The sequence below is a fragment of the Gardnerella sp. KA00255 genome, assembly GCF_049244095.1.
Classification (GTDB): Bacteria; Actinomycetota; Actinomycetes; order Actinomycetales; family Bifidobacteriaceae; genus Bifidobacterium; species Bifidobacterium vaginale_F.
In genome coordinates, this window is the sequence record NZ_CP058374.1 from 299,851 (window position 1) to 324,185 (window position 24,335).

Annotated in this window: 16 protein-coding genes; 6 read left to right on the top strand and 10 right to left on the bottom strand. The window is 38.2% G+C overall.

Annotated elements, in window-relative coordinates; genetic code table 11:
- Nucleotides 1–153: 153 nt before the first annotated feature.
- Nucleotides 154–1,584: a septation protein SepH gene (gene sepH / locus HXT51_RS01210; RefSeq protein WP_421776580.1), complete on the top strand. Its 1,431-nt coding sequence runs from the start codon at nucleotides 154–156 to the stop codon at nucleotides 1,582–1,584.
- Nucleotides 1,585–1,667: 83 nt separating this feature from the next.
- Here sepH and HXT51_RS01215 read toward each other — a convergent pair whose 3' ends face one another.
- Entirely contained in the window at nucleotides 1,668–2,900 is a 1,233-nt protein-coding gene (locus HXT51_RS01215) for an alkaline phosphatase family protein (protein WP_421776581.1), read from the bottom strand.
- A 192-nt stretch (nucleotides 2,901–3,092) separates the two neighbouring features.
- Between HXT51_RS01215 and HXT51_RS01220 the strand changes: the two genes are divergently transcribed.
- Complete coding sequence (locus HXT51_RS01220) at nucleotides 3,093–5,771, top strand: DNA gyrase/topoisomerase IV subunit A (RefSeq protein WP_421776582.1); 2,679 nt, start codon at nucleotides 3,093–3,095, stop codon at nucleotides 5,769–5,771.
- A gap of 486 nt (nucleotides 5,772–6,257) precedes the next feature.
- Nucleotides 6,258–7,472, top strand: coding sequence for an ATP-binding protein (locus HXT51_RS01225; protein WP_415705785.1), 1,215 nt, complete (start codon nucleotides 6,258–6,260; stop codon nucleotides 7,470–7,472).
- Nucleotides 7,473–7,698: 226 nt separating this feature from the next.
- Here HXT51_RS01225 and HXT51_RS01230 read toward each other — a convergent pair whose 3' ends face one another.
- From HXT51_RS01230 to HXT51_RS01255, 6 genes are all read right to left on the bottom strand, one after another.
- A complete protein-coding gene (locus HXT51_RS01230; protein ID WP_421776583.1) occupies nucleotides 7,699–9,657 on the bottom strand; it encodes an InlB B-repeat-containing protein in 1,959 nt (652 codons plus the stop codon).
- Nucleotides 9,658–9,704: 47 nt separating this feature from the next.
- Entirely contained in the window at nucleotides 9,705–9,908 is a 204-nt protein-coding gene (locus HXT51_RS01235) for a hypothetical protein (protein ID WP_421776584.1), read from the bottom strand.
- Nucleotides 9,909–10,063: 155 nt separating this feature from the next.
- Entirely contained in the window at nucleotides 10,064–10,246 is a 183-nt protein-coding gene (locus HXT51_RS01240) for a DUF3791 domain-containing protein (protein WP_415692206.1), read from the bottom strand.
- A gap of 33 nt (nucleotides 10,247–10,279) precedes the next feature.
- Entirely contained in the window at nucleotides 10,280–10,774 is a 495-nt protein-coding gene (locus HXT51_RS01245; protein ID WP_415705789.1) for a DUF3990 domain-containing protein, read from the bottom strand.
- Nucleotides 10,771–11,013 (bottom strand): DUF3791 domain-containing protein, encoded by a 243-nt coding sequence (locus tag HXT51_RS01250; protein WP_415705791.1) that lies wholly within the window; start codon nucleotides 11,011–11,013, stop codon nucleotides 10,771–10,773. The genes HXT51_RS01245 and HXT51_RS01250 overlap by 4 nt, the downstream gene beginning before the upstream one ends.
- A gap of 543 nt (nucleotides 11,014–11,556) precedes the next feature.
- Nucleotides 11,557–13,722: an InlB B-repeat-containing protein gene (locus HXT51_RS01255; protein ID WP_421776585.1), complete on the bottom strand. Its 2,166-nt coding sequence runs from the start codon at nucleotides 13,720–13,722 to the stop codon at nucleotides 11,557–11,559.
- A 286-nt stretch (nucleotides 13,723–14,008) separates the two neighbouring features.
- Here HXT51_RS01255 and HXT51_RS01260 point away from each other — a divergent pair, with 286 nt between their 5' ends.
- Nucleotides 14,009–15,118 carry a type II TA system antitoxin MqsA family protein gene (locus HXT51_RS01260; RefSeq protein ID WP_415705792.1) on the top strand — a complete coding sequence of 370 codons (1,110 nt, stop codon included), beginning with the start codon at nucleotides 14,009–14,011 and terminating at the stop codon, nucleotides 15,116–15,118.
- Between the two features lie 168 nt (nucleotides 15,119–15,286).
- On the opposite strand, the gene HXT51_RS01265 is transcribed toward HXT51_RS01260, so the two are convergent.
- The 3 genes from HXT51_RS01265 to HXT51_RS01275 form a co-directional block, all read right to left on the bottom strand.
- Nucleotides 15,287–17,737 (bottom strand): DNA gyrase/topoisomerase IV subunit B, encoded by a 2,451-nt coding sequence (locus tag HXT51_RS01265; protein ID WP_421776586.1) that lies wholly within the window; start codon nucleotides 17,735–17,737, stop codon nucleotides 15,287–15,289.
- Nucleotides 17,738–17,843: 106 nt separating this feature from the next.
- The gene (locus HXT51_RS01270) at nucleotides 17,844–19,319 is read right to left on the bottom strand and encodes an RNA polymerase sigma factor (protein WP_421776587.1); all 1,476 of its coding nucleotides are present in this window, start codon (nucleotides 19,317–19,319) and stop codon (nucleotides 17,844–17,846) included.
- A 138-nt stretch (nucleotides 19,320–19,457) separates the two neighbouring features.
- A complete protein-coding gene (locus tag HXT51_RS01275) occupies nucleotides 19,458–20,336 on the bottom strand; it encodes a hypothetical protein (protein ID WP_421776588.1) in 879 nt (292 codons plus the stop codon).
- 297 nt (nucleotides 20,337–20,633) lie between these two features.
- Between HXT51_RS01275 and HXT51_RS01280 the strand changes: the two genes are divergently transcribed.
- Both HXT51_RS01280 and HXT51_RS01285 read left to right on the top strand, forming a co-directional pair.
- A complete protein-coding gene (locus tag HXT51_RS01280) occupies nucleotides 20,634–21,752 on the top strand; it encodes a polyprenyl synthetase family protein (protein ID WP_415705799.1) in 1,119 nt (372 codons plus the stop codon).
- Nucleotides 21,753–21,890: 138 nt separating this feature from the next.
- Entirely contained in the window at nucleotides 21,891–24,185 is a 2,295-nt protein-coding gene (locus HXT51_RS01285; protein WP_421776589.1) for a protein kinase domain-containing protein, read from the top strand.
- The last annotated feature ends 150 nt before the right edge of the window (nucleotides 24,186–24,335 follow it).

Here is a 24,335-nt window from a genome sequence, read left to right on the forward strand (position 1 = left end):
CTTTCGTTCTCTAAAGCTTCTACGCGCATAGCATACATGAATGCCACCCCGCACAGAATACACGTTTTTAAATATATGTAAAATGTTAAAGAATGCAGAGTATAGACTAAAGTATATAGATAGTATTGTTGGAAGCGAGGAAAGTGGTGTACAATGCTTGAAAATCCGCCAAAAACGGCGAGTTTCGATCATGTGGATGAGAATGGCGATTTAATTTTTATTTTTGAAAACACGCCGTTAAAAATTTTCATGGACGACACGCTGAAGCACGCCATAACAGAATCACAGCGCATTAAAGATAAAAGTAGTGAGAAATCCGAAGAAGGAACCTCAACATCTAGTGCGCTTCCTATATCACAAATTCAAGCCCTTATTCGAGCAGGTATTGACCCAGCTCATGTCTCGCAACGCTATCATATTAGCGAATCGCAGGTTAGAAGATTCTCTGCTGGCGTCGAAACAGAAAAGCAATACGCTATAGAGCAATTCTTAGCTGTTCCAGCTCCTAAGCAAAGTAATATGCGAAATCTTTCAGATTTAATCGAGCGAACACTAGCAAAAGCTCGCATTGGAATGGAAACAGTGAAATGGAAAGCCACTCGTAGAGGACTTGAACCATGGCGAATTGTTGCTCAATTCAACACTGCTACTCGAACAATTAAAGCTGAATGGACTTGGAATATGCATGACAATACTGTTTCGTGCATGAATCCTTCCTCTAGACTTTTGCTTGGCGAAGAAATAGCATCTTCAGCTCACGTAAATACAAATAAGTCTTCATTCACTACTCCTTATCGAGATAATGTAAATGCGGCTTTTCCTTTTGAAAATAGTGAACTTCCTGGAAATTCAATACGTTCAGCAAGAATTGAACGCGCTATTTCTCAATGGGAACTTAACGATAAAAACTCTAACGCAAATTCATTAGCAGTTTCTAACGATGCAAATCAATTTGATTCCAGTGAAGATTCACAATTAAACAATCAAAATGAAGTAAACACTCTTGCGGATTACGTAAATAAATCATCCGCATCCGCGTCAAAGAATTCTTCAAACGGAAATGAAAAAGTTAGTGCACCTTCCAAACTGAATGTGAAAGCAAATCATAGTTCCAACAGAAGCAATACATCAGCTAAAGTTGGAAATAAATCTGATAATGCTACAAACACCAATATTTCTGACACTAATTCTGCTTCAGAAAGTGCTTCGAAAATAGCAGAAAGTTCTAAATCTTCTAGATACTCTCAAGAGGATTTATTGCTGCAAAAAGATGACATATCAAAATTATCAGCTTATGAAGCTTCACAAATAAATGCACAAGAAGCTTCAAATAGCACAATAAAGCATTCCAATAAGCGCACTAATTCTCAAAAAGCTGAAATAGGTACAAGTACAAACAACGAAAAGCATGATTCTAATAAAAGCCAGAATCTTTCAGATGCTTCTACCCTGATTTCAGCTGAAAACACTAATGCGGCTGAAAAATTAGATAACGAAGAAAAACAACGTCCTAATGAGCATAAGAGAAAAAGCGGAAGATCTGCTGTTCCTAGCTGGGATGAGATTTTATTTGGAGAAGGATGATTTTATTTAGAGAAGTATGATTTTAGAAAGCTATCTATAAAACATCTAAATACCTTGCTTAATCACAATGTCGATTAACAAAATCAATCGACCAAATCAATTAAGCAAGGTATTTCCATTTCAAGACGCGTCATAGATCCATGCACACTTGGCAAACTCATAGCTTTTTCAGATTGCATTCGAGAATCAACTATTGTAACGCGATTCTTAGCTTGAACAATCACATCACCTAAAATTTCACGAGCTCTACCACAAACCTCACCAAAAACACCATCTGAAATAGCTTGATCTTTAGTTCTAACTAATGCTTTATCTTCTAAAACATTCCTCCAATTTTGAGCTAACTCATCTGCGCTAACACCATCCTGTGCGTAAAGCATTACAGATCTAGGCTCTCCAGCAACTAAAGAAACACCTTTCATTAATTGTGCATTCTTAGCTATGTCAATGCGCTGATTAGCGTCAGATTGAATCATTCCATGATCAGCAGTAATAATAATTAAAGTTCCACTAGCACACTGTCTACGCAATAATCGCAATTGCTCATCAACTTGCTCAAAAGCAGCAATCCATTCTCCAGAATCACAACCGTAATTATGGCCAACCTTATCTGTATCACGCAAATACATATAAGTAAGTCCAGGTTCAAATGTTGTTTTAGCAGCAGCGAAAATGCGTGCGCGCGGAGTTCCACCAGTTATATAATTTGCTCCACGTAATGCAGCAATAGTAAGAGGAGAATTTTCAAATTTAGGAAGACTTACACTATCAGAGCGAACACCTTGCTCTGATAATAATTCAAAAATAGTTGGCTGACGTTGCAAATCTTCTGGATTCGGGGCATCACGAAATTGAATCAATTGAGCTAAAGCGCCCGTTTCATGATTTTTTTGAGTATATCCAGTCATGCATGTAAGACCTGGGCAAGTTCCGGTTCCAAAAGTACTCATTGCTGCAACTGTTGTACTCGGCAAACACGAATAAATCGGACGCTGATTTAACGGTTCTTTCATAAGCGAGCGAAGATAAGGAGCATGACCAATTCTATTAACAATATTCCAATAACCTAAACCGTCAACAAGCACAACAATTGCTTGACGCGCACATGGAATATTTAAAGCTTTTCGCAAAAAAGAAGAATCTTCATGAATAGCAGTTCTTACTGGAACACCAATCGCATCGCAAATTGCAGGAAGAACAGACGATAAATGTAAAGCGCCGCCAAAATTATAAATAGACGACGACTGCCAATCGCCATATCCAACTTTTTCATCAAATCGCAGCAACTCTTGCAAAGACAGCATTTCAACGCTCATACATATCATTGAACCACTTTATGAAGAAAACACACAAGTTTAACTAATGAATAACAAGTTTAACTAATCAATAACATCAATCACATCAATAAAATCAGTAACAAGTTTTATCAAACATTAAACTATTTCAACACCTTGTGCACATAAATTGCTATTATGATACTTTGTATAATCATTCCAAGGAGTTACATCATGCCTTCACGCCGTCATTCAACAGCACCTGCTTTTGACCCAAGAAAAGTTAAAGAGCATATTGTTGAAACGCCGCTAAATGAAGAAATGAGCAAGTCGTTCTTGGAATATGCTTATTCCGTTATTTACGCACGCGCTTTACCTGATGCACGAGATGGCATGAAACCAGTTCAAAGAAGAATCGTGTATCAAATGGGCAATATGAATTTAAGCCCTGATCATGCTTATATGAAATCCGCTCGAGTAGTCGGCGAAGTAATGGGTAAATTGCACCCTCACGGCGATTCTGCAATTTATGAAGCAATGGTTCGTTTAGCTCAGCCATTCTCTTTGCGACTCCCTCTAGTTGATGGACACGGAAACTTCGGCTCCTTAGACGATGGTCCTGCAGCTTCGCGTTATACAGAAGCGCGTTTAGCACCTGCAGCTTTAGGTATGAATGCAGATATTAACGAAGATACAGTTGATTTTGCACCAAACTACGATAATAAGCTTAAAGAACCAACAGTTCTTCCATCCGCAATACCTAATTTACTTGTAAATGGAGCTTCTGGAATTGCAGTTGGCATGGCCACTAATATGGCAACTCACAACTTAGGAGAAGTAATTGCAGCTGCAAAGTATGTTATGAAGCATCCTGACGCAACTTTAGATGATTTAATGCAATTTATCCCAGGACCGGATTGGCCAAACGGTGGAATTATCGTTGGCAGATCTGGCATACGCGAAGCATATGAAACAGGTAGAGGCGCTTTCACTACCAGATCACAAACACATATTGAAAATATTACCGCTCGTAAAAAAGCGATTATTGTAACTGAACTTCCATTTATGGTAGGACCTGAGCGAGTACTTGAGCGAATTTCTCAAGGAATTAAAGCTCATAAACTTGACGGAATTTCTGGAGCTATCGATTTAACAGATCGCCATAATGGCACTCGCTTAGTAATAGAAATTAAAACAGGATTTGATCCAAACGCAGTTCTTGCGCAACTTTTTAAGCACACTCCACTACAAGAAAGCTTCACGATTAATAATGTGGCTTTAGTGGACGGAAGACCGCATACTATGGGATTGCGTGAACTTTTAGATGTGTGGATTTCTCACCGCAGAACAGTAGTTCGCAGACGTAGCGAATTTAGAAGAACTAAAGCACAAGAACGTTTGCACTTAGTTGATGGATTACTGCTTGCTTTACTCGATATCGATGAAGTGATTCAAGTAATTCGTTCTTCAGAAGATGCTGATAGCGCTAAAACTAAATTAATTAAAGTTTTCGATTTAGACGATATTCAAGCACAATATATACTCGATTTACGTTTGCGCAGACTTACAAAAATGAGTCGCATAGAACTTGAATCCGAACGCGACGATTTACTAAAGAAAATCGATGAATTAAATAAGATTTTAAGTTCTAATATTGAGCTTGATAGAGTTGTTATAGCAGACATGGATTCCGCTGTAAAACAATGGGACACTCCACGAAGAACTATTCTTTTAGACGAACAAGAAGATGGAAGTTTCACCACAGTTCAAACTCGAAATACTAAAAGTTCAGATGCAGATATCGCTATGGCAGCTGTTCATGAAGCCAATAAGTTAACTTCCGTCCAAGCAGATGTTGCAGCAGCAAATGCAGCCCGTCTTGCTGGAGAATCTAATGCCGCAGCCGCAGCATTGCAATTAAGCGATGAGCCGTGCGCAGTTGCCTTAAGCGCATCTGGATTAATAGCTAGAACAAATATAGATACTTTTAATAAGTGGAAAACAAGCTCTAGAAATATTTTCGATACGCCTTGCCACAATATGTTTGTAACTACAACACGCTCAACATACGCCCTGATTACTTCAGCTGGCCGACTTGTTCTTGCGCATGTAGCTGATTTGCCTCAACTTAATTCGAACGTAAATGGTGAAGATTTACAAACTGAACCACTGCATCTATCTAGCGGCGTTAAAGCAAATGAATTATTAACATCAACTCAAAGCACAAGCCCAGTTGATGGAGAAAACGTTGTTTCTGCGCTATCACTTAATCCAGATAAACCAGAACCAATCGCTATGGGAACAAAAGACGGCGTAGTAAAACGCTGGAATAGCGATTCCCCTACTACCATGGATTCTTGGAGCGTTATTGATTTAAAGCCTGGAGATAGTGTAATTAATGCGGCTATTGCGCGCGACGATGACCGTCTAGTCTTTATTAGCTCGGATTCTTCATTACTAACTTTCGAAGCAAAACAGGTGCGACCACAAGGAAGAACAGCTGCAGGAATGGCAGGCATTCGTTTAGCAGATGGATGTATCGTATCAGCATTCTCAGTAGTTTCCAAAGATAATATTGCATGGAACTATGAAGAAGGCGATAATGGATTATTCTGCGCATCCGGAACTATTGTTTTCACAGCAGCAGGAGATGAAAATGCTCTGCCTGGCACAGATAATGGAGCAGCTAAACTAACGCCACTAGCAATGTATCCAACTAAGGGACGTGGAACTGGTGGAGTACGATCGCAAAGATTCTTGAAAGGACAGAATACTTTGTTACACGCGTACGTTGGAAATTATCCACTTTATGCTGTTACTCCTGGTGGCTCAAATGTTGAATTACCTAAACCAGATATGCGACGGGATGCTTCTGGAACAGAGCTAGTTTCCCCTATTGCACATATTGGCTAGATAGAAAGTTAAAAATAAAAATCGCGGTTAGCAATATAACAAAAATGGTGCCTTCATTCTAATAACGAAGGCACCATTTTTATATTAAGTTTAGATTATTTTTGCATTATAACCTTAGACTCATGCATTTCTTCTTAGACTCATGCATTTCTTCTTAGACTCATGCATTTCTTCAAGCAAATCTTGTACCAAATATTCATCACTCATGCAATGCATATCCGAAATACCGTTGCGCATCACGTGGAAAGCGTTTGCCTAATGTCAAAAGCTTAATAGGTGGGTGCATTTTTGCCCTTGTGTAGCAGGGCTTAGCGTAGTTAAACGTTAAAAGGTTTAATGATTGGTTTCTTTAGGCTGGTTTCTTGCGGTGTTAAATGCGATTTTGCTATTTTATCAGTTATAACTTATAAATTATCGATTTTGTCATTAAATTTCACTTATAAGTGTGATAGACTGTAATTGGTTAAGGAATGAGGGTGAAATTTTATGATTAAACGCGAACTGTATATGAGCCGTATTCGTCCATTTATTGGAACTGATTTGATTAAGGTTATGACTGGTATACGCCGATGTGGAAAGTCGGTTATGTTGAAGCTGATTCAGCAAGAGCTTACAGAATCTGGTGTTAGTTCGACGCAGTTTATTTCAATCAACTTTGAAGATATGTGCTATTCGCATCTTCTAACTGCTCAAGCGTTGAACGATGAGATTGTCAAACGTGCTAAAGAGATTGGTGGGAAGGTTTACCTATTTTTCGATGAGATTCAGGAGGTTAAAGATTGGGAAAAGTGCGTTAATTCTTTACGTGTTTCTTTGGATTGTGATATTTACATTACTGGGTCGAATGCGAAGTTGCTGTCTGGTGAGCTTGCGACTTATTTGGGTGGTAGATATGTGGAGTTTGTGATATATCCTTTCTCTTTTGTGGAGTTTATGGAGCTGTATCATTCAGTAAATCCCGATGCGTCCAATCAGCAGTGTTTTCAAGAATACTTGCTTGCTGGGGGCATGCCTTACCTTGCAAATCTGCGTTATGTAGATGCTCCGTCTAAGCAGTATCTTCATGATTTGTTTAATTCGGTCCAGCTCAAGGATATTGTAAAACGTAATAAAATTCGTGATGTTGATTTACTTGAACGAATCATTGCTTACGTGATTGCTAATGTTGGAACGACTTTTTCTGCAACGTCTCTTGCAAAGTTTTTGAAAAACGAGCATCGTACTGTCGCTCCAGAAACGATTTTGAACTATATAAAGTACTGTTGCGATGCGTACTTATTCTATCAGGTAAAAAGGGAGGATTTGCAGGGCAGGCAGGTTCTTTCTTCTAATGAAAAGTACTATATTGCTGATCATGGTATTCGCGAGGCTATCTTCGGTGGCAATATGCGAGATATTAATCTTATTTTGGAAAATATTGTGTATTTGGAATTACTTCGCCGAGGTTATGAAGTGACTGTTGGCAGAATGGGTGACAAGGAAATTGATTTTGTATGCAGTAAGCGTGGTGAAAAACTGTATGTTCAGGTCACTTATTTGCTTGCTTCAGAGGAAACGGTTAGTCGTGAGTTTGGAGTGTATGATGCTATTCGCGATAATTTCCCGAAATATGTTGTTTCTCTTGATGAGTTTGATATGAGCCGAAATGGGATTAAGCACAAGAATATTCGTGATTTTCTTTTATCTGATAAATGGAACTGAAAAAGCCTGAGTATGGTTCGGATGCTTAGTTAAGGTATTGGTTTTAGCATAAACACATGTTATTTTTACGTATTGTAAGTGGATGCGAAAAAGCTCGCACCTATTGAAAAAATTAAAAATTTTTTCTTTAATAAGGCTTCTGCTTAGTGTATTAAACATTAAACAGAAGCCTTAATTATTAACAAAACGTAAGCAATCAAAACTACGTATTATTTACCACTTATAACTAGTTTCTGCGCTTGCGATTTGCAGCAAATGATTCAACAAAGCCAGCTATACCTGCAAAAAGCGAGGCAATTGCGGAAGCGAGAACTGTGGTTGTGGTTGAGCCAGTTTGTGGAAGATACTTGGCAGCGTGCTTAGCTTCAGGATGTTTTTGCTGTTTCGGTTGCTCCGGTTGATCAGGAGCTGGCGCTGGCGCTGGCTCAAGTTCATGATCAAGCTCAGGAACCGGTGTTGGTTCCGGTTCTGGTGGTGTCGGAGGGGTCGGTGGCGTTGGCTTCTTAGTAACAGTTACTGTGGCAGATGCTGTTGCAGTAGCGCTACCATTATCCGTTACACTAAACGTAATCTTATAGGAGCCAACTTTAGTATTATCAAAACCACCATTATCAGTTAACGTTACTTTACTGGTTATATCCCCATCTTCAGGATCCTGAGCAGACACAACAAGTGTCTTTAGATCAAGCTGCTCGCCTTCAGTAATCGTTTTATCTTGCAAAGTAAGCGTTGGCGAATAATTCTTATAAATCGAATACACCGTCATATCGTTATCTACTTTAGCGCCAGCGAGAAACGCTGAACCTGTACCATCAGCTTGAGTATTCCACCCCATAAAAGAATACCCATACTTCGAAGGTTTAGTAGGCATAGACTGATCACTAATAGACTCACCAGCTTGCACTTTTACTTTCGCATACTCACTGCCCTCATTCATAAAAGTAACTGTATGACCAGCTTCTTTTTCCCACTTCGGGAACACAACGAAAGTGTGATTTGTAGTGCAATATTGTGTACCGAGCATACTACCAAACGTATTAACGCCCTTGCTGTCTCTAATTACAGCAAATAAATATGGATAATCAATAAATGGCTTAGTACCAAAATCCGAATACGCAACAGTTGTACTTTTAATAATCTTTTTATCGTCATCAAACATACGGTCATACGACGTATATGGTTTGCCGTTTTTCTTTTTAGCAACATAGAACTGCCAACCAACAAACTTGTAACCTGCTTTTGTAGGATTAGTTTTCGGGAATTGAATAGCGTTGTCTTTTACACGAATACGCTCAAAAATATTGTCATCATTATACTTGAAATTCCAGTTACCATCAGATCGATAGCTTCCATCAGCATTTTTTGCCTGCTCATACGAAAAGCACTTGTCTGCCACAGACTCATCCTTGGCATAAATAATTTCCAAGGCGTTAATACGGAACAATTTATTCTGATACGTTTTATTCGACCCTTTAGATGGAATCCATTTAAAATGACTTATATCGCCTTGAAATTCTTTTCCTTCATCTGCGGAAACATTATTATACGTCACATAATACGGGCTTGGAATTGTTCTGCCTACCACTGACACTTCGTACTCATGGCTTGAATCATAACTACCCAAGCTTTTTGTTGCGCTCGTAGCAGTATCAGGATTATAAGTGCCAGCAGTCGTTGCTACTATCTCGTTATCAGTTAAATCTTTTATCTGAAACTGGATCTTTGAAAACGCATCTTTAACGTCTTTTCCAATTTTGTCTGAGTTAGGACCAGGCCAATTCACAAAATTCAGTTGACCAAAATCGCTATTACCATTAATCAATGCATTCTTATTATCACTGTTCATGGTTTCAAATACAAGGCTAACCTTAAGCTCAGTTGTTTGTATTTGAGGATTTGTCTTATTAGGATCTGGCTTACCACTAGCAAAAAGCGCTTGATTAAAAATCGTTGGAGAAACTGAGTCTTCATTAACTTTAGACTTTGAATCAATATTTGATTCATCTTTTGTATCAGTATTTGCAACAGAATCTACATTAGATTTAGTAGTAGTCTTAACGACAGTGTTTACATTAGTATTTGTATCAAGCTTGACATCAGACTTTACACTACTCTTGGTCTCAAGCTTGGATTCAGTCTTTATATCAGACTTCGTATCAATATTTGTACCAGACTTTGGTTTCACATTCTCTTCAGATTTTGCATTACCTTTTTCAGAAGATTCAGAAGACTTTATGCCATTCTTCCCAGAAGCATCGGTTTCTTGAGAATTGCTATTTGCAACTGGGGGGGGGGGGTAATAATTTTTGCGGTGGAAGCATCAGTAACAGTAGAAACCTCAGACGCATTCGCAGTCTGCGCAACGCAAAAAGCACAAGCCGCAGTAGCAATACTCATCATTGTTGTAGACAATACAAGCACAGTTCTCTTGTTCATTTTTCCCTCTTATAAAATAAACAAACTTAAAAACTTATAAAATAAAAATCACACAGTTGCAATCTCATCCTAAGAATGCAACCACACAAACCAATATACCATAATTCAATATAATGTATATACAAAATTATGAATTAAAAAACGTATCAGAATAATTAAGATTCATGCATTTCTTCAAGCAAATCTTGTACCAAATATTCATCACTCATGCAATGCATATCCGAAATACCATTACGCATCAAATCGTAAGTAACCGAATGGTAAAACACGTCAAGCGCCTGCTCATAGCTCAGCCCAGCACGCTCAGCAAGAAGACTTACAACTCTCGCATACTTCATTTGCAACAAAACAGGATTCGCATTCAAAATCCATCACTCCCCTAAAATTTCTCCATTTACACACTCGCTTTTTACGTATGTGAGACACAAATCAATAGATTTTTGATTTCTAAAACAAATTTGATCATTAGGCTTCTCATATTTTAGCCTACCCAAAGCTTCAGCTTTAGTAATTAAATTATCAAAAAACAATTCAAGAGTGTTATAAACTTTATCGTTCGCAACACCGCCAATTACCACGTCAAAACTACTTGTATCATTCCCAGAACGAGCATTAAGTATGAAATTAAGCCATTCTTCAGAATATGAATCAAACTTAAGAACAGATAATTTACTGAGCGCATCATAGTTAAAATTATAAGAAGAAACAAAAGCATCTTTGCCTTTGCTAATAAATTTCTTCGCCCAATTATCAGCCTGACTGCGTATTGATGTGACGTAAAATCCGGCACCAAAATCAACATTCTTACGCGAATGTAATACATCCGGAAATTCAACAGGCATAAAAGAACCGTGATAAACAATCATACTTTCACACCTTTTTCGCGCATGAAGGAAATAATATCGTTTGTAATATACTCTTTGCCTTGAGTATGTAAAGCATCATATGACGGAACAATATAAGACATAAGAATATTACTTTTCTTAGTCAAAGCATCATACGTATCGCGAGGGTCTTGATTAAGTTTCTTAGCAACATTTTCAATACAAAATATCGCAAAATCAAGCTTATCTCTATCAAAATCTGCTTGCTTATTATCAATCATAACCCCTCCTTTTGTAAAAACATTATTAGAAATACATCTACTAGATAATGCGTATACAACAAGTCCTAACACACCTAACACAAGTCTACATCAAAAAATCTAAATAATACTTCTGCTTGGTGTATTAAGCATAAAGTTTCAACAAACTCAGCAAAACTTAAATTATTCAACAATTACTTATTTTTTTAGTAAAATGGGGCACCTGAGAAGATAAGTAAGGATTTTGTTGAACAGTATGATAGTGAAACAGAGCGTTTGAGGCATAGACTACCTGTAAACATATGCAGTAAGATACTTGGAACTCAGCATAAGTCTAATATGAAATTGCTTAAGGGCTTTATGGAAAACTAGTAAAATTCGCTGCAGAATTTTGCTAGTATGATAACATTATATTTGAATTGCGGTGGACGTCTTCGGACTAAACCTAGAAGGATCTGATGCGTCGGATTCTTCTTTTTCTTTTATGGGGTTATAAGTTGTAAGACTTATAACCCCAAATATTTCACATTATGGTTCTTACTTATAACTGCAAACTATTTATAACTAGTTTCTGCGCTTGCGATTTGCAGCAAATGATTCAGCTAGTCCGGCGATACCAGCGAAAAGCGAGGCAATTGCGGAAGCGAGAATTGGCGTTGTATCTGAGCCGGTTTGAGGAAGATGCTTAGCAGCATGCTTAGCTTCAAGCTGCTCTTGCTGTTTCGGTCGCTCCGGTTGATCAGGTTGATCCGGTTGAGAAGGAGCTGGCGCTGGCTCAGGCTCAGGAACCGGTGTTGGCTCTGGCTCTGGTGGGGTCGGTGGTGTCGGCCGTTTAGTAACTGTTACTGTGGCAGATGCTGTTGCAGTAGCGCCACCATTATCCGTCACACTAAACGTAATCTTATAGGAGCCAACTTTAGTATTATCAAAACCGCCATTATCTGTTAGCTTTACTTTACTGGTTATATCACCATCTTCAGGATCCTGAGCAGACACAACAAGTGTCTTTAAATCAAGCTGCTCGCCTTCAGTAATCGTTTTATCTTGTAAAGTAAGCGTTGGAACCTGATTTAAAACAACAGCATTCAAATCATAAATAGCATAAACTGTCATATCACCTGTTACTGGTGTGGCAGCACTAAATTCCTTGGTTTTATCTTTACCGGTTTCGTCCGTGCTCCAACCTCTAAATGTATAACCCGTTTTAGAGGGATTATCCGGCATAAACTGATTTAAAATACTCTTGTCGTTTATGGATTTATTCTCTTCTACCCGCACCTTTGCATAGTTTCGATTGGTATCATTTACGAATGTAACCGTGTAAATCTTAGCCTTAGGAACGATTTTGTAAGTGAAGTACGAAATACCAATTATCCTAAATTGTTTGTTGATAATATCGTAAAACATGCACTGACCTTCAAGTGTGCCAGTTTTTACTGCTATATATTTACCTTCTTTATTCTTCTTAAAGTAAGATGAATGTTCAATCTGTACTGGAGTACCATTTTCTTTGAACCCTCCCACTACACCAATACTCTGATTGACACCTTCTTTCGTAATTTTAATAGGACTTTTATATTCATCTCCTACTTCAATATTGAAAGTTCCAGGATTCTGATTATCAAATACAGAATCACCCTTCTGTGGATTATTAGATGGGAATAATTGATACTTAGCCAAATTATCTTTTACATCAATTTCAGTAATTTTATTACCCTGGAAGGCAACAGTACCAATTCCAGAAAGATAATACGGATTAGAGTCTGTATCGTGCTCTTTTCCCTTACCATCAATTACACCTTCAAACACAACTTTTTGAATTTCATTAGCTAAAAAAGCGCCATTATGTATTGAAATCACATTTTTTGGAATAACAACAGTTCCTTTAATTTTATTCCAAGCGAAAGCGCCATATTCTATAATCTTAAGAGACTGCGGAAGTGTTACACCTTCAATATAAGTTTCGCCGTCAATATACTTGTGCTTGTCTCCGACTTGTGTTGTATTTCCAGTGAAAGCACATTCATGAATAACTTCAATGCCTTCAGGAATTACCAGATGATGATTTTTCTTAAGTTTTTCCTTGCCTTTAGCAGTAAGTCCATACACATATTCATTTACCGCTTGCTTCTTATCAGGATAATAAACATCTTTCTTATATCCAATCTGCTTTCCATCCTTGGTAATATTAAAATCCTCACGAGTCCAAGTCAAAGATTCATCATTTGTAGTAGTTGAATCAGTTGATACTGATCTAGATTCTGCAGATTCGGGTACGTTTATATTTTCACGATTAGTTGTTGAAAGATTACTATTGCTTACATCTATGAGAGTTTGCGTAAGTTTAGTAGTTTCAAAATTTTCAGTAGCGTCTACAAGTTTAGAAGATTTAACAACATCATTATCAGTTTTTGCAGTTTCGGTAATTTTTGCAGCTTCATTAGAATTGGAGGAATTGATATTTTCAGAAGGTTTTACAGAATTGCTATCGAAAGCAGACCCCCCCCCATTGGTTGTTTTAGAAGTTACGTTAGAAGAAGTTAATGTATTAGATGTTACAGTATTAGAACCTGCGTTAGAAGAAGTCGCAGAAGAATTTACAGTTGAACTAACGCCAGCAGTCGCCAAACTTTCAGCTGCATTCGCAGTCTGTGCTACACAGAAAGCGCAAGCTGCAGTAGCAATACTCATCATTGTTGTAGACAATACAAGCACAGTTCTCTTGTTCATTTTTCCCTCTTTTTAAGAAAATATAAAAAATTATTTAATAAAAACTCACACACTCTGTCTCATAACATTGCTAAGCAACGTATATATACATATCTTATACAGATAGCATCATAATAACATAACAAATGTGGCTAAACTCACAAACAAACTTATAACAAGATACTCAAGCCCAAACAAAACATTTATGCATCAATAGATGCATTTTTCTTGATAAAAACACTTATTTTTTGTATCATAAAATAAATCGTAAATTATAATAATAGATTTTAGAAATGAGCTTCAATAAATGAATACAGATAAGACATTTTGCGAAGAATGCAGGAATGATGTTGAGTACTCAACAAAATCCGTTCCAATGACTGCATCTATTAAAGGAAAACAATATTCATACACTGGCACAGAAGCACACTGCAAAGAATGCGGTTCTGCCGTATATGTACCAGAAATTATTGACGCGAATCTTCGAGCATTGTATGACGAGTATCGTAAAGAAAACAATATTATTCCGCTTGACGAAATCAAGAAAATCCCTGCTAAATACTCAATAGGTAAGCGCCCACTATCACTACTGCTCGGTTGGGGTGAACAAACGTTTTCTAGGTTTGCAGATGGAGACATTCCTTCAAAACAATATTCCGACATTTTGCAACGCATTTATAACGACCCGGAATATTACTTGCAATTATTAATCAGTAATAAGAATAATCTGAAATCTGCAATTAGTTACGAAAAAAGTTATAAAGCAACACAAAAACTAATAAACGAATCACAAAATAATTCTGCAAATATTAACTTTGATAGTAATAAGTCGAGTGACAAAATAAACAATGTAATACAATACTTGCTTATAAAGTGTGAGGATATAACTCCCCTAGCCTTGCAAAAGTCCTTATACTACATTCAGGGTTTTTATTTCGCTTTTTATAAAGCGTTTATATTTACCGATGATTGTCAAGCATGGGTTCATGGACCTGTGTATAAAGACGTCTATTTGCGCTATAAAAACTACACTTTTGATCCAATAGATTCGCCAACAACAGAAATATCAGGAATTAAATCATCAGGAAAATTAGATGATTACAGATACGCTCAAAAAAGTGACATCACACGACTTACAGCAGAACTAACAACCACACTATCTACTACCGAAAAATCAGTATGCGATAGTGTTATTGATAATCTTTGCTGCTACAGTGGTAAAGAACTTGAACGATTTACGCATCATGAGGAGCCTTGGATACTTACTCGCGGCAATCTAAAAACTGATGATTCATCAGATAAAATAATCAGCAAAAATATGATTGGCAAATACTTTACGAAAATAAAAGAAAAGTACAATATGATAAATCCAGATGACATTCGCCAATATGCGAAAGATATGTTTGCCAGTAACTAACTAGCTAACTAACTAAATAAATAACTAATCTACATAAAAATCCTCCTGCAGTAATTCACTAGACAGGAGGATTTTTGTGTAAGTAATTTACACACAATCGATACTCGTGAGTAATTCACGTTCAATATAATTTATTTCACTATAAACAAAAACGTTTATATAACAAAATCAGGTATCGATTTTGGAACGATCGAAGTCGTCTGCATTATCAACAATAAACTGCTTACGCGGAGGAACATCATCGCCCATTAGCAAATCGAATACTTCACTCGCCTGCTGAGCATCTTCCATACGAATCCTTCTAAGCATACGGGTTCTAGGATCCATAGTGGTGTCTGCAAGCTGATCCGCATCCATCTCACCCAAGCCCTTATAGCGCTGAATATCGCTGTTAAAATCAATGCCCTTAGCTTGCAAATCATCAAGCTTTCCAGCCAATTCGTCGTCTGAGTAAGTATAAATGTACTCGCCCTTGTGCTTTCCAGCGAGCGCAATTCTGTGAAGAGGCGGCACTGCAGCATAAACATGACCGTGCTCAATAAGCGGACGCATATAACGATAGAACAGCGTTAGCAGCAAAATACGAATGTGCGCGCCGTCAACATCAGCATCGGTCATCATAACAATCTTGTTATAACGCGCTTGCGAAATATCAAAACTTGCGCCCGATCCCGCTCCAACAACCTGAATAATCGCAGCGCACTCTTTGTTTGAAAGCATTTGTGCAAGACTTGCTTTTTGCACGTTCAAAATCTTACCGCGAATCGGAAGAAGCGCTTGGAAAGCAGAATTTCGAGCAGCTTTTGCAGTACCAAGTGCAGAATCACCCTCGACGATGAAAAGTTCTGCAACATCGTCGTTTCCAGGCTGGCAATCAGAAAGTTTCGGCGGCATTGAAGCAGACTCAAGCGCATTCTTTCTGCGAGTAACTTCCTTAGTTTTACGCGCTTGAATACGCGCATGCATTTCGGAAACGATTTTCTCTAAAACTCGCGCAGACTGCTCTTTGAATCCTCGCTTAGATCCGGAAATCATTTCTCCGAATTGAGCGTCAGTCATTTTAGTAACGATTGGCTTAACTTGAGCGGTTCCAAGAACATCCTTAGTTTGACCTTGGAATTGAGGTTCAGCAATGCGAACAGTTATAACAGCAACCAAGCCTGCTGTAATATCATCGCGTTCAATTTTTGTATTCGAATCTTTAAGATTTACTTTTAGCTTGCGAGCGTTATCTTCAACAGCTTTACGAATTTGCTTAGTCAATCCTTGCAAGAATCCGTCTACGTGCATGCCTCCGCCAGGAGTTTCAACAACGTTCACGAAACTGACAATAGTTGAATCGTAGCCGTTCACCCAGCGCATTGCAATATCAACGCCGCATTTTCGAGTTACTTGCTGCGCGTGTAAATCTCCTGCAGAATCAACAGCTTGCGTTTCTTCTACATACGTATCTTCGCCAGAAATACGCCAAATATCTGATACTGCTTCACCTCTTGAAAGAAAATCAACGAAATCTTTGACGCCACCATTATGCAAAAATTCAACTACTCGAGGATGATGCTTATTTTGCATTGAGTTAGCAGACTCAGCATTTGCAACAGATTGCGCAACTGATTCTTCAGATTCAGATTCTTCAGATTCAGCCTCTTCAGTATCATCTTCAGTCTCATCTTCAGAATCATCTTCAGAATCATCTTCATCTTCTAATGTTTCTTCAGATTCTAAGCCATCAGATTCTAATTCTTCAAATTCGGACGCAGAGTAATCGCTATTATCAGACTGATTTTCAAGAAGATTATTTTCTTCAACAGTACCTTCTTCAACAGCACCTTCTACAACAGTACCTTCCGTATCTTCCGGCAAATCAATTTCTTCAATATTTGCCGATTCGCCTTCAGGCACATGCTCGTCAATAACAGTAATTTTTAAGCCTGGAACTAAGAAACTTGTTTGACGTACGCGAGCAATAAGCTGCTCATAACTAAAGCGAGCTGTTGAATTAAAAATCTCAGGATCAGCCCAATAGCGAACTCGAGTACCTGTAGTTTTTGGAGAAACAGTGCCAATAATCTCAAGCTCAGTAGGCTTGTTCTTACGCGTACGCTTAAATGGAGAAGCTGGAGACGGATGCATTGGATCTGCGTCACTATAAACTCCAGGATGCCCCTGATGAAAAGCCATGTGGTGTGTTTTGCCATCACGATCAACTTCAACATCCAATCGCAAGCTTAAAGCGTTTACAACCGAAGAACCAACGCCATGCAAACCACCTGCAGCATTGTACGAAGCGTTACCAAACTTAGCTCCAGCGTGAAGCTTAGTAAGAACAACTTCAACACCCGTAAGTTTTGTTTTAGGCTCTACATCTACTGGAATACCACGGCCGTTATCAGCAACTTCAATAGAACCATCGTCGTGAAGAGTAACAGTAATATGATTGCAGGCACCAGCTAAAGCTTCATCGACAGCATTATCAATGATTTCCCAAAGGCAATGCATTAAACCTTGGCTATCAGTTGTACCAATATACATACCTGGGCGCTTTCGCACAGCATCCAAGCCTTCAAGCACAGTCAGACTGTCGGCATCATACTGTTCTCGATCTTTATTAGAGACCACTTTTACCCCTTGCACGGATTAAATATACAACCGATTATCTTAAGTAATAAGTGTCGTACTATCACTAAAAGTAACAATACGACACTTCGCATATAACACTACTCAATCACTGATCTAAGAAGTCACGCAAAGTTTGCGATCTAGAAGGATGACGCAACTTAGACATTGTCTTAGACTCAATCTGACGAATACGCTCACGAGTAACACCATATACTCGACCAATATCGTCCAAAGTCTTTGGCTGACCATCTTCCAAACCGTAGCGCATTTTAATAACGCCAGCTTCCCTAGGAGACAAAGTTTCAAGAACTTGTCTAAATTGTTCCTGAAGAAGTGAGAATGCTACAGCATCCGATGGAGCGATTGCATCAGTATCTTCAATTAAATCGCCAAACTCAGAATCGCCATCTTCACCCAAAGGAGTGTGCAAAGAAATTGGCTCACGACCATATTTCTGTACTTCTTGCACCTTTTCAACAGGCATATCGAGCTCGCGTGCAAGCTCATCTGGCGTAGGTTCGCGACCAAGATCTTGAAGCATCTGGCGCTGAACTCTAGAAAGCTTATTAATAACTTCCACCATATGCACTGGAACTCGAATAGTACGAGCCTGATCTGCCATAGCACGAGTAATAGCCTGGCGAATCCACCAAGTAGCATAGGTTGAGAACTTAAAGCCCTTCTTCCAATCGAACTTTTCTACTGCACGAATTAAACCGAGGTTACCTTCCTGAATCAAATCAAGGAAAAGCATGCCTCGACCGGTATAACGCTTTGCAAGAGAAACCACAAGACGCAAGTTTGCTTCAAGAAGATGATCTTTAGCTTTCTTACCATCTGCTGCAGCCCACTTAAGCTCGCGCTTACGCTTGAACTCCATTTGGTCAATTTGCGTATCAAGCAAATGCTGAGCATACAAACCAGCCTCAATACGCTCTGACAAATCAACTTCCTGCTCAGCATTAAGCAAGCTCACGCGACCAATCTGCTTTAAATAATCCTTAACAGGATCCGCTGTAGCACCAGTAGCGATTACGCGGCGCTTAGGATTACCAGGAGCAGAATTTAAAGGATCGTCGTCATCATCATCGCGTACAACAAACGCACCTTTAGCTTGCGGAACAACAGGCTCTTCAGCTTTTGCATTATCTTCTGAATCTTCATTATCGTCGATATCTGAATCATCAAAGTCAGCATCTACGTCGTCATCAACGTCTAAACCGTCTACGTCGTCTACATCATCAACGTCAACGTCATCAATATCTTCAGGATGAATATCGTCGAGATCATCCAGCTGCATACTCAAATCATGATCGTCAACGTCGTCAATGTCAACGTCATCATCGCTAACAGAATCTAATGAATCAGGTCCATCTTCATCGTGAGAATCATCATTAAAATCAACATTCTCATCTTCATCTAAATCACTAATTTCATCATCTTTTTTAAGCGAACTCGAAGATTTAGACGTTGCGGAAGACGAACGCGTACTGCTTTTATGAGTACCGCTAGTCTTACGAGTTTTTGCTGGCTTATCTTCTTTAGTGGTAAGTTCGTCAGCTTCTAGTTCTTCACTCGTCAACTATTCCTCCTGATACAACCATTGTCATAAAAATTACATAAAGGCATAGTTATGGCAATGTCAACTTTGTGCGTCTTGCTAGTTAACCACCTTCTAAAGACAATCTAGCTCCTTAATTTTTAAACTATTCCTGATAAGTCAGCGAATTTTATCCTTTTTCAGCCATTGTGGTTCAACACCGTTTTCATATGCAGATTTAACAATTCTCGCCATTGAACAATCCTCGGAAGCATTTAAAGCAAGATTTACATAACGCTCGACTTTTCCTAAGCTAAACCACCATCTCAGATACGCAATCAATGCATAAATATGCGCTGTTAATTCAGAATAATCACTCATGATGTAAGCCATAGAAGTTAAAACGTCAATAGCATTATTCACTCTGCGAATGTCTGGGATATGATCGTAATAAGTAAATTTACTTTCTAAACAATCCCTAAGATGCTGTGACATTACTTTTGTATGAGGTTCGAAAGCCAAAGAATACAATGACTTATACTCATACCACTCGTGATAATCATCTAAAATCGAGATAAGCATTGCATCACGCACATTTATATTGCTAGTCATAACTAATGGCAAATATATTAAATCAATTCCGCGCAATCCTATATTTTCACTTGAAGCGCATTCATTTTCAGAAGAATTTTCTTCGATACCAGCTTTCTCATAAGAAAACATTTCATACCAGTTACTTAAAGCCTTTTCTCCGCAAATAATATTTGCTTCTGACTCTCCACGCATTTTAACTAGACTTTGATAAGAATTTATTCTATCGGATACAAGAAAGCGCAGATTTTTAATCCACTGTGAATTTTCGGAATTATTTTTAGATATGAAAGACTGTTGAAATACATGTGACAAATTTTCTTTAATGAAATCATAATAGTCAGAAGACTTGCTATCTAAGTTATCGTATTCTTTTGCATTGATTGGTTCATTGTCCAGATCAACACATTCATACGTATAGATATGGCTATCAGATTTATCGATAATAATTCCAGTTGTAACAGTCATAATTCCCCCTAAACATCCCCATGTTTTACGTTTTTACGTTTTATGTTTTTATGTTTTATGTTTTAGCCAATGATTATTTTTTTAAAAGCATAATCAAGCTTTAGTTAAAAAGTTTCCCAACAAAATTTTTAATTAGCAATAAAAAATCATCATTGTGGTCAGAAGTTCAAAAACAAAATAGAACCAAAACAAAAACAAAAATTAAAACAAAAATTAAAACAAAAAACTTAAATGTAAAGTATAAAATTTGTACACGCACGTAGGATAATGTCTAAACCCTGTGGATAACTTCATATTATGGATATTGATGCGGAACTTAAGCAAATAGAAAGTCGTATTGGTGTTCTTATAGAGCAGCAATTCGAGTCTCCGGCATGCAAAAACCTTCGTTCAGCGTGCAAAGACACCATGCAAACAGTGATAGACCAAGCTTTCACGTCTAGCGAAGGAGGCAAGCGTCTACGCGCATTGTTGGCGCTATGCTCTTACGATGCTGTGCTAGCAACTAAATCCAACGCGCAAAACTTAGATTTTGAACCTTCTTTAGACGATCCTAAACGAATGTCAATGATTGACATGGCGTGCGCTATTGAAGTTTTCCAAACAGCTGCACTTATCCACGACGATATTATTGACGAATCGTCATTAAGACGAGGCAAGCCAAGTGCTTACTACGCTCTTACGAACGTTTATGACAGCCAGCAAATAGGCACAGGCTTAGGCCTTATGCTCGGCGATTTATTAGCTTCTGAAAGTTTCGATATAGCTCGAAACAGCGCGAATAATCTTAGTAATACTCAAGAGCTTCTCGCAACGTTTGCCGATACTCAAAGAAATGTTTGCTTAGGCCAGGTATTAGATCTTTCAATCGAAATGATGGATTTGAGTGATCCTAAGACACTCGCTGACTCTTCTGTTAACGTGTTCCGTTGGAAGACCGCAAGCTATACAACTGTTGCTCCAATGCACTTAGGACTTCTTGCTGCAGGATTTACAGTTGAGCAAGCACATGATTTTGCTTATAGCGTTGGAGAGCCTTTGGGAATTGCATTCCAGTTGGCAGATGATTTGTTAGACGTTGTTTCAGATCCTAAGCATACTGGAAAACCAGTTGGTGGTGATATTCGCGAAGGTAAGCGCGCTACACTTCTTGCAGACGCTTTGCAGACTAGCAACGAATCTGATCGCAAGTATTTGCAAGAAGCTTATACTAAGAAAACTCGCGACGATGAAGACGTCAAGAAAGTTATCTCGATCTTGCATACAAGTGGTGCTATTGATAAGTCTAAAGAGCGAATTAAGGATCTTTGGAATAAATCTCAAGAAGCTCTTGACAATAGCGATTTGAATGAGTGCGGCAAAGATATTATGCGCCAGATTATGAATCGCTTCATCCCTGAGCAGTGGAGAAAGTAAAAACTTAAGAAAAGTAGAATATATAGCGTGTTTTTATTGTAAAAAAGCAATAAAAATGCGCTATATCTTTATTTCTCTACCCACTTGCCTGTACACTCGTAAATAGTGAATAGCGTTTGCGTATAAGGATTTGCAATAATGAGTGAAGCTACACAAGCAGAACCTGGCATGTACATTGAGAACAGATACCGTCTAGTACAGAAAATAGCTGAAGGCGGAATGGCTACAGTTTATCAAGCTCAAGATGAAAGACTTGGTAGACCTGTTGCCATTAAAATAATGCATACGCAATTGGCACAAGGCGTTCATAGAGAACAATTTATTGCTAGATTCAGGCGCGAAGCCACATCTGCTGCCTCAATAGCAAATCCTCATATTGTACAAGTTTATGATACTGGCGAATACGAGGGTCTTGATTATTTAGTTATGGAATATGTTCATGGCGTTAATTTGCGTTATGAAATGAATATGCATGGCACTTTTACAGTAAAAGATACTTTGCGCGTATTAGCTGAAACTCTTGATGGATTAGCTTCAGCTCATCTTGCCGGAGTTGTTCACAGAGATATTAAACCAGAAAATATACTTATTAACGATCGCGGCCACGTGCAAATAACAGATTTCGGCTTAGCGAAAGCTATTTCTCAAGCAACTTTATCTTCTACTGGATTACTACTTGGAACGGCAGCTTATTTGGCTCCAGAGATGATTGAAAATAATATTGCAACTCCTCAAGGCGATTTATATTCAGCCGGAACAATGGCGTGGGAAATGCTAGCTGGCAGAGTTCCGTTCACAGCTGATAATCCTGTAACTTTAGTTTTCAAGCATGTGCATGAAGATACGCCTTCTATTTCCACTGTTTGCCATGAAATAAATGCTGACGTAGCAAAATTCTTAGAAACACTTACGTCTAGAGATATGAATTTGAGGCCTAGCGACGCTTCAGAAGCATTGTTGCAATTAAAAGAATTAGTTAAAAAGCTTAATCCTCAAGACTTTGTATATAGGCTTGCTCCTACTGAATTAAACAAGTCTTATGATGATATAGACAGCAATAAAATTGCAAATTTGGCCGATAAAATCAACAGCAAAGCCGGCGACAGCAAAGCCGGCGACAGCAATTCCAATATTGAGGCCAGCAATAAAGCCGAGGACAATTCCGACATCAAATCCGACTACAAATCAGACATCAAAACTGCTGAGTTAAAGCAAAATACTGATTTTATCAATACCGATGCTGTTCCTAACGGGAACACAGATAATTCAGCAGAAACTCAAGCAATACCATTATCGAATACAAAATCAGATAATTTAGCTTACGGTAAGACATTTAAAACTTCCCAAAACGATCCATTGGAAGCCTTTAACGACAACAATCTTCCAACAATCTCTTTGCAAAAAGCAAAAATTCTTAATGAATCCATCAATAGCGAAGAAAAACAGAAAGAAAAGTCTCACAAAAAGAAGATTATCATTATTTCAAGTTCAGCTGCGGCTGCTATATGCGTTTGCGTTATAGGAGGATTGTTATACTTCTACGGTCCTAACAGTTATTGGTCTTTACCAAAGCCTAATGATTTGCAATGCTCGCGCACAAAAGCTTGTAAGATTACTAATGTTCAGTGGAAAAATTACGAGAAATTACTTAAATCTTCCGGCATTCCTTATAGCATGGATTTAGCTTATAGCGATGACATTGACTCTGGATATGTGATTTCTACTACCCCAGATATTGTCGGCGGTCATGTTGGAAAGCATAACAACGATATGCTAAAAGTTGTTGTTTCTAGAGGTATACGTCAATCTACGATTCCTATTGACATCATGACTATGTCTAAAGAAGAAGGAACTGACCCTATTGAAGCATTGCGAAAAGCAGGTTTTACAGATATTTTGCATCGCGCTTCTCTAGATATGTATTCTTTGGAAGTTCCTCAAGGAAAGATTATTGAAATAACTCCTGATCCTGGAACAACAATGGATCATAATAAGCCTGTAACTGTAGTTATTTCTCGCGGTCCTATGCCTGTAGAAATGCCTGATATAGTTAATAAACCTAAGACTGATATACAGCAAACTTTAGATGATTTAAAGCTTAAAGCAGATTATAAAGAAGAATATAGCGATACTGTTGACAAAGGAAACGTTATTAGCGCATCTAAAGATAAAGGCGCACAACTTCATTGGGGAGATAAAATTTCTATTGTTGTTTCTAAAGGACCTAAGACAATAACAATGCCTGATGTTCGCGGAAAGAACACTAATGAAGCTCGTAAGATACTTGAAGGCCTAGGACTAAAAATCAGGATTTCAGCGCCTTTAGGTGACTACACACATGTTGTAAGATTGCAATCTGCTGCTCCTGGAAAAGAAGTACCGCTGAAAGATAGCAACGGGAATCCAACTGTTATTACTCTTACAGTTGTGTGAGTCTTACAGAGTCTTACATAGTCTTACAAGAAAGCTTACAGTAAGACTCTTAAAGCTTACAGAAAAGCTTACAGAAAAGCTTACAAGAAAGCGTTACAGAGATTTACAGTCTGTAACGCTTTTTCATTCACGAAAGCAAGAATACCTAGA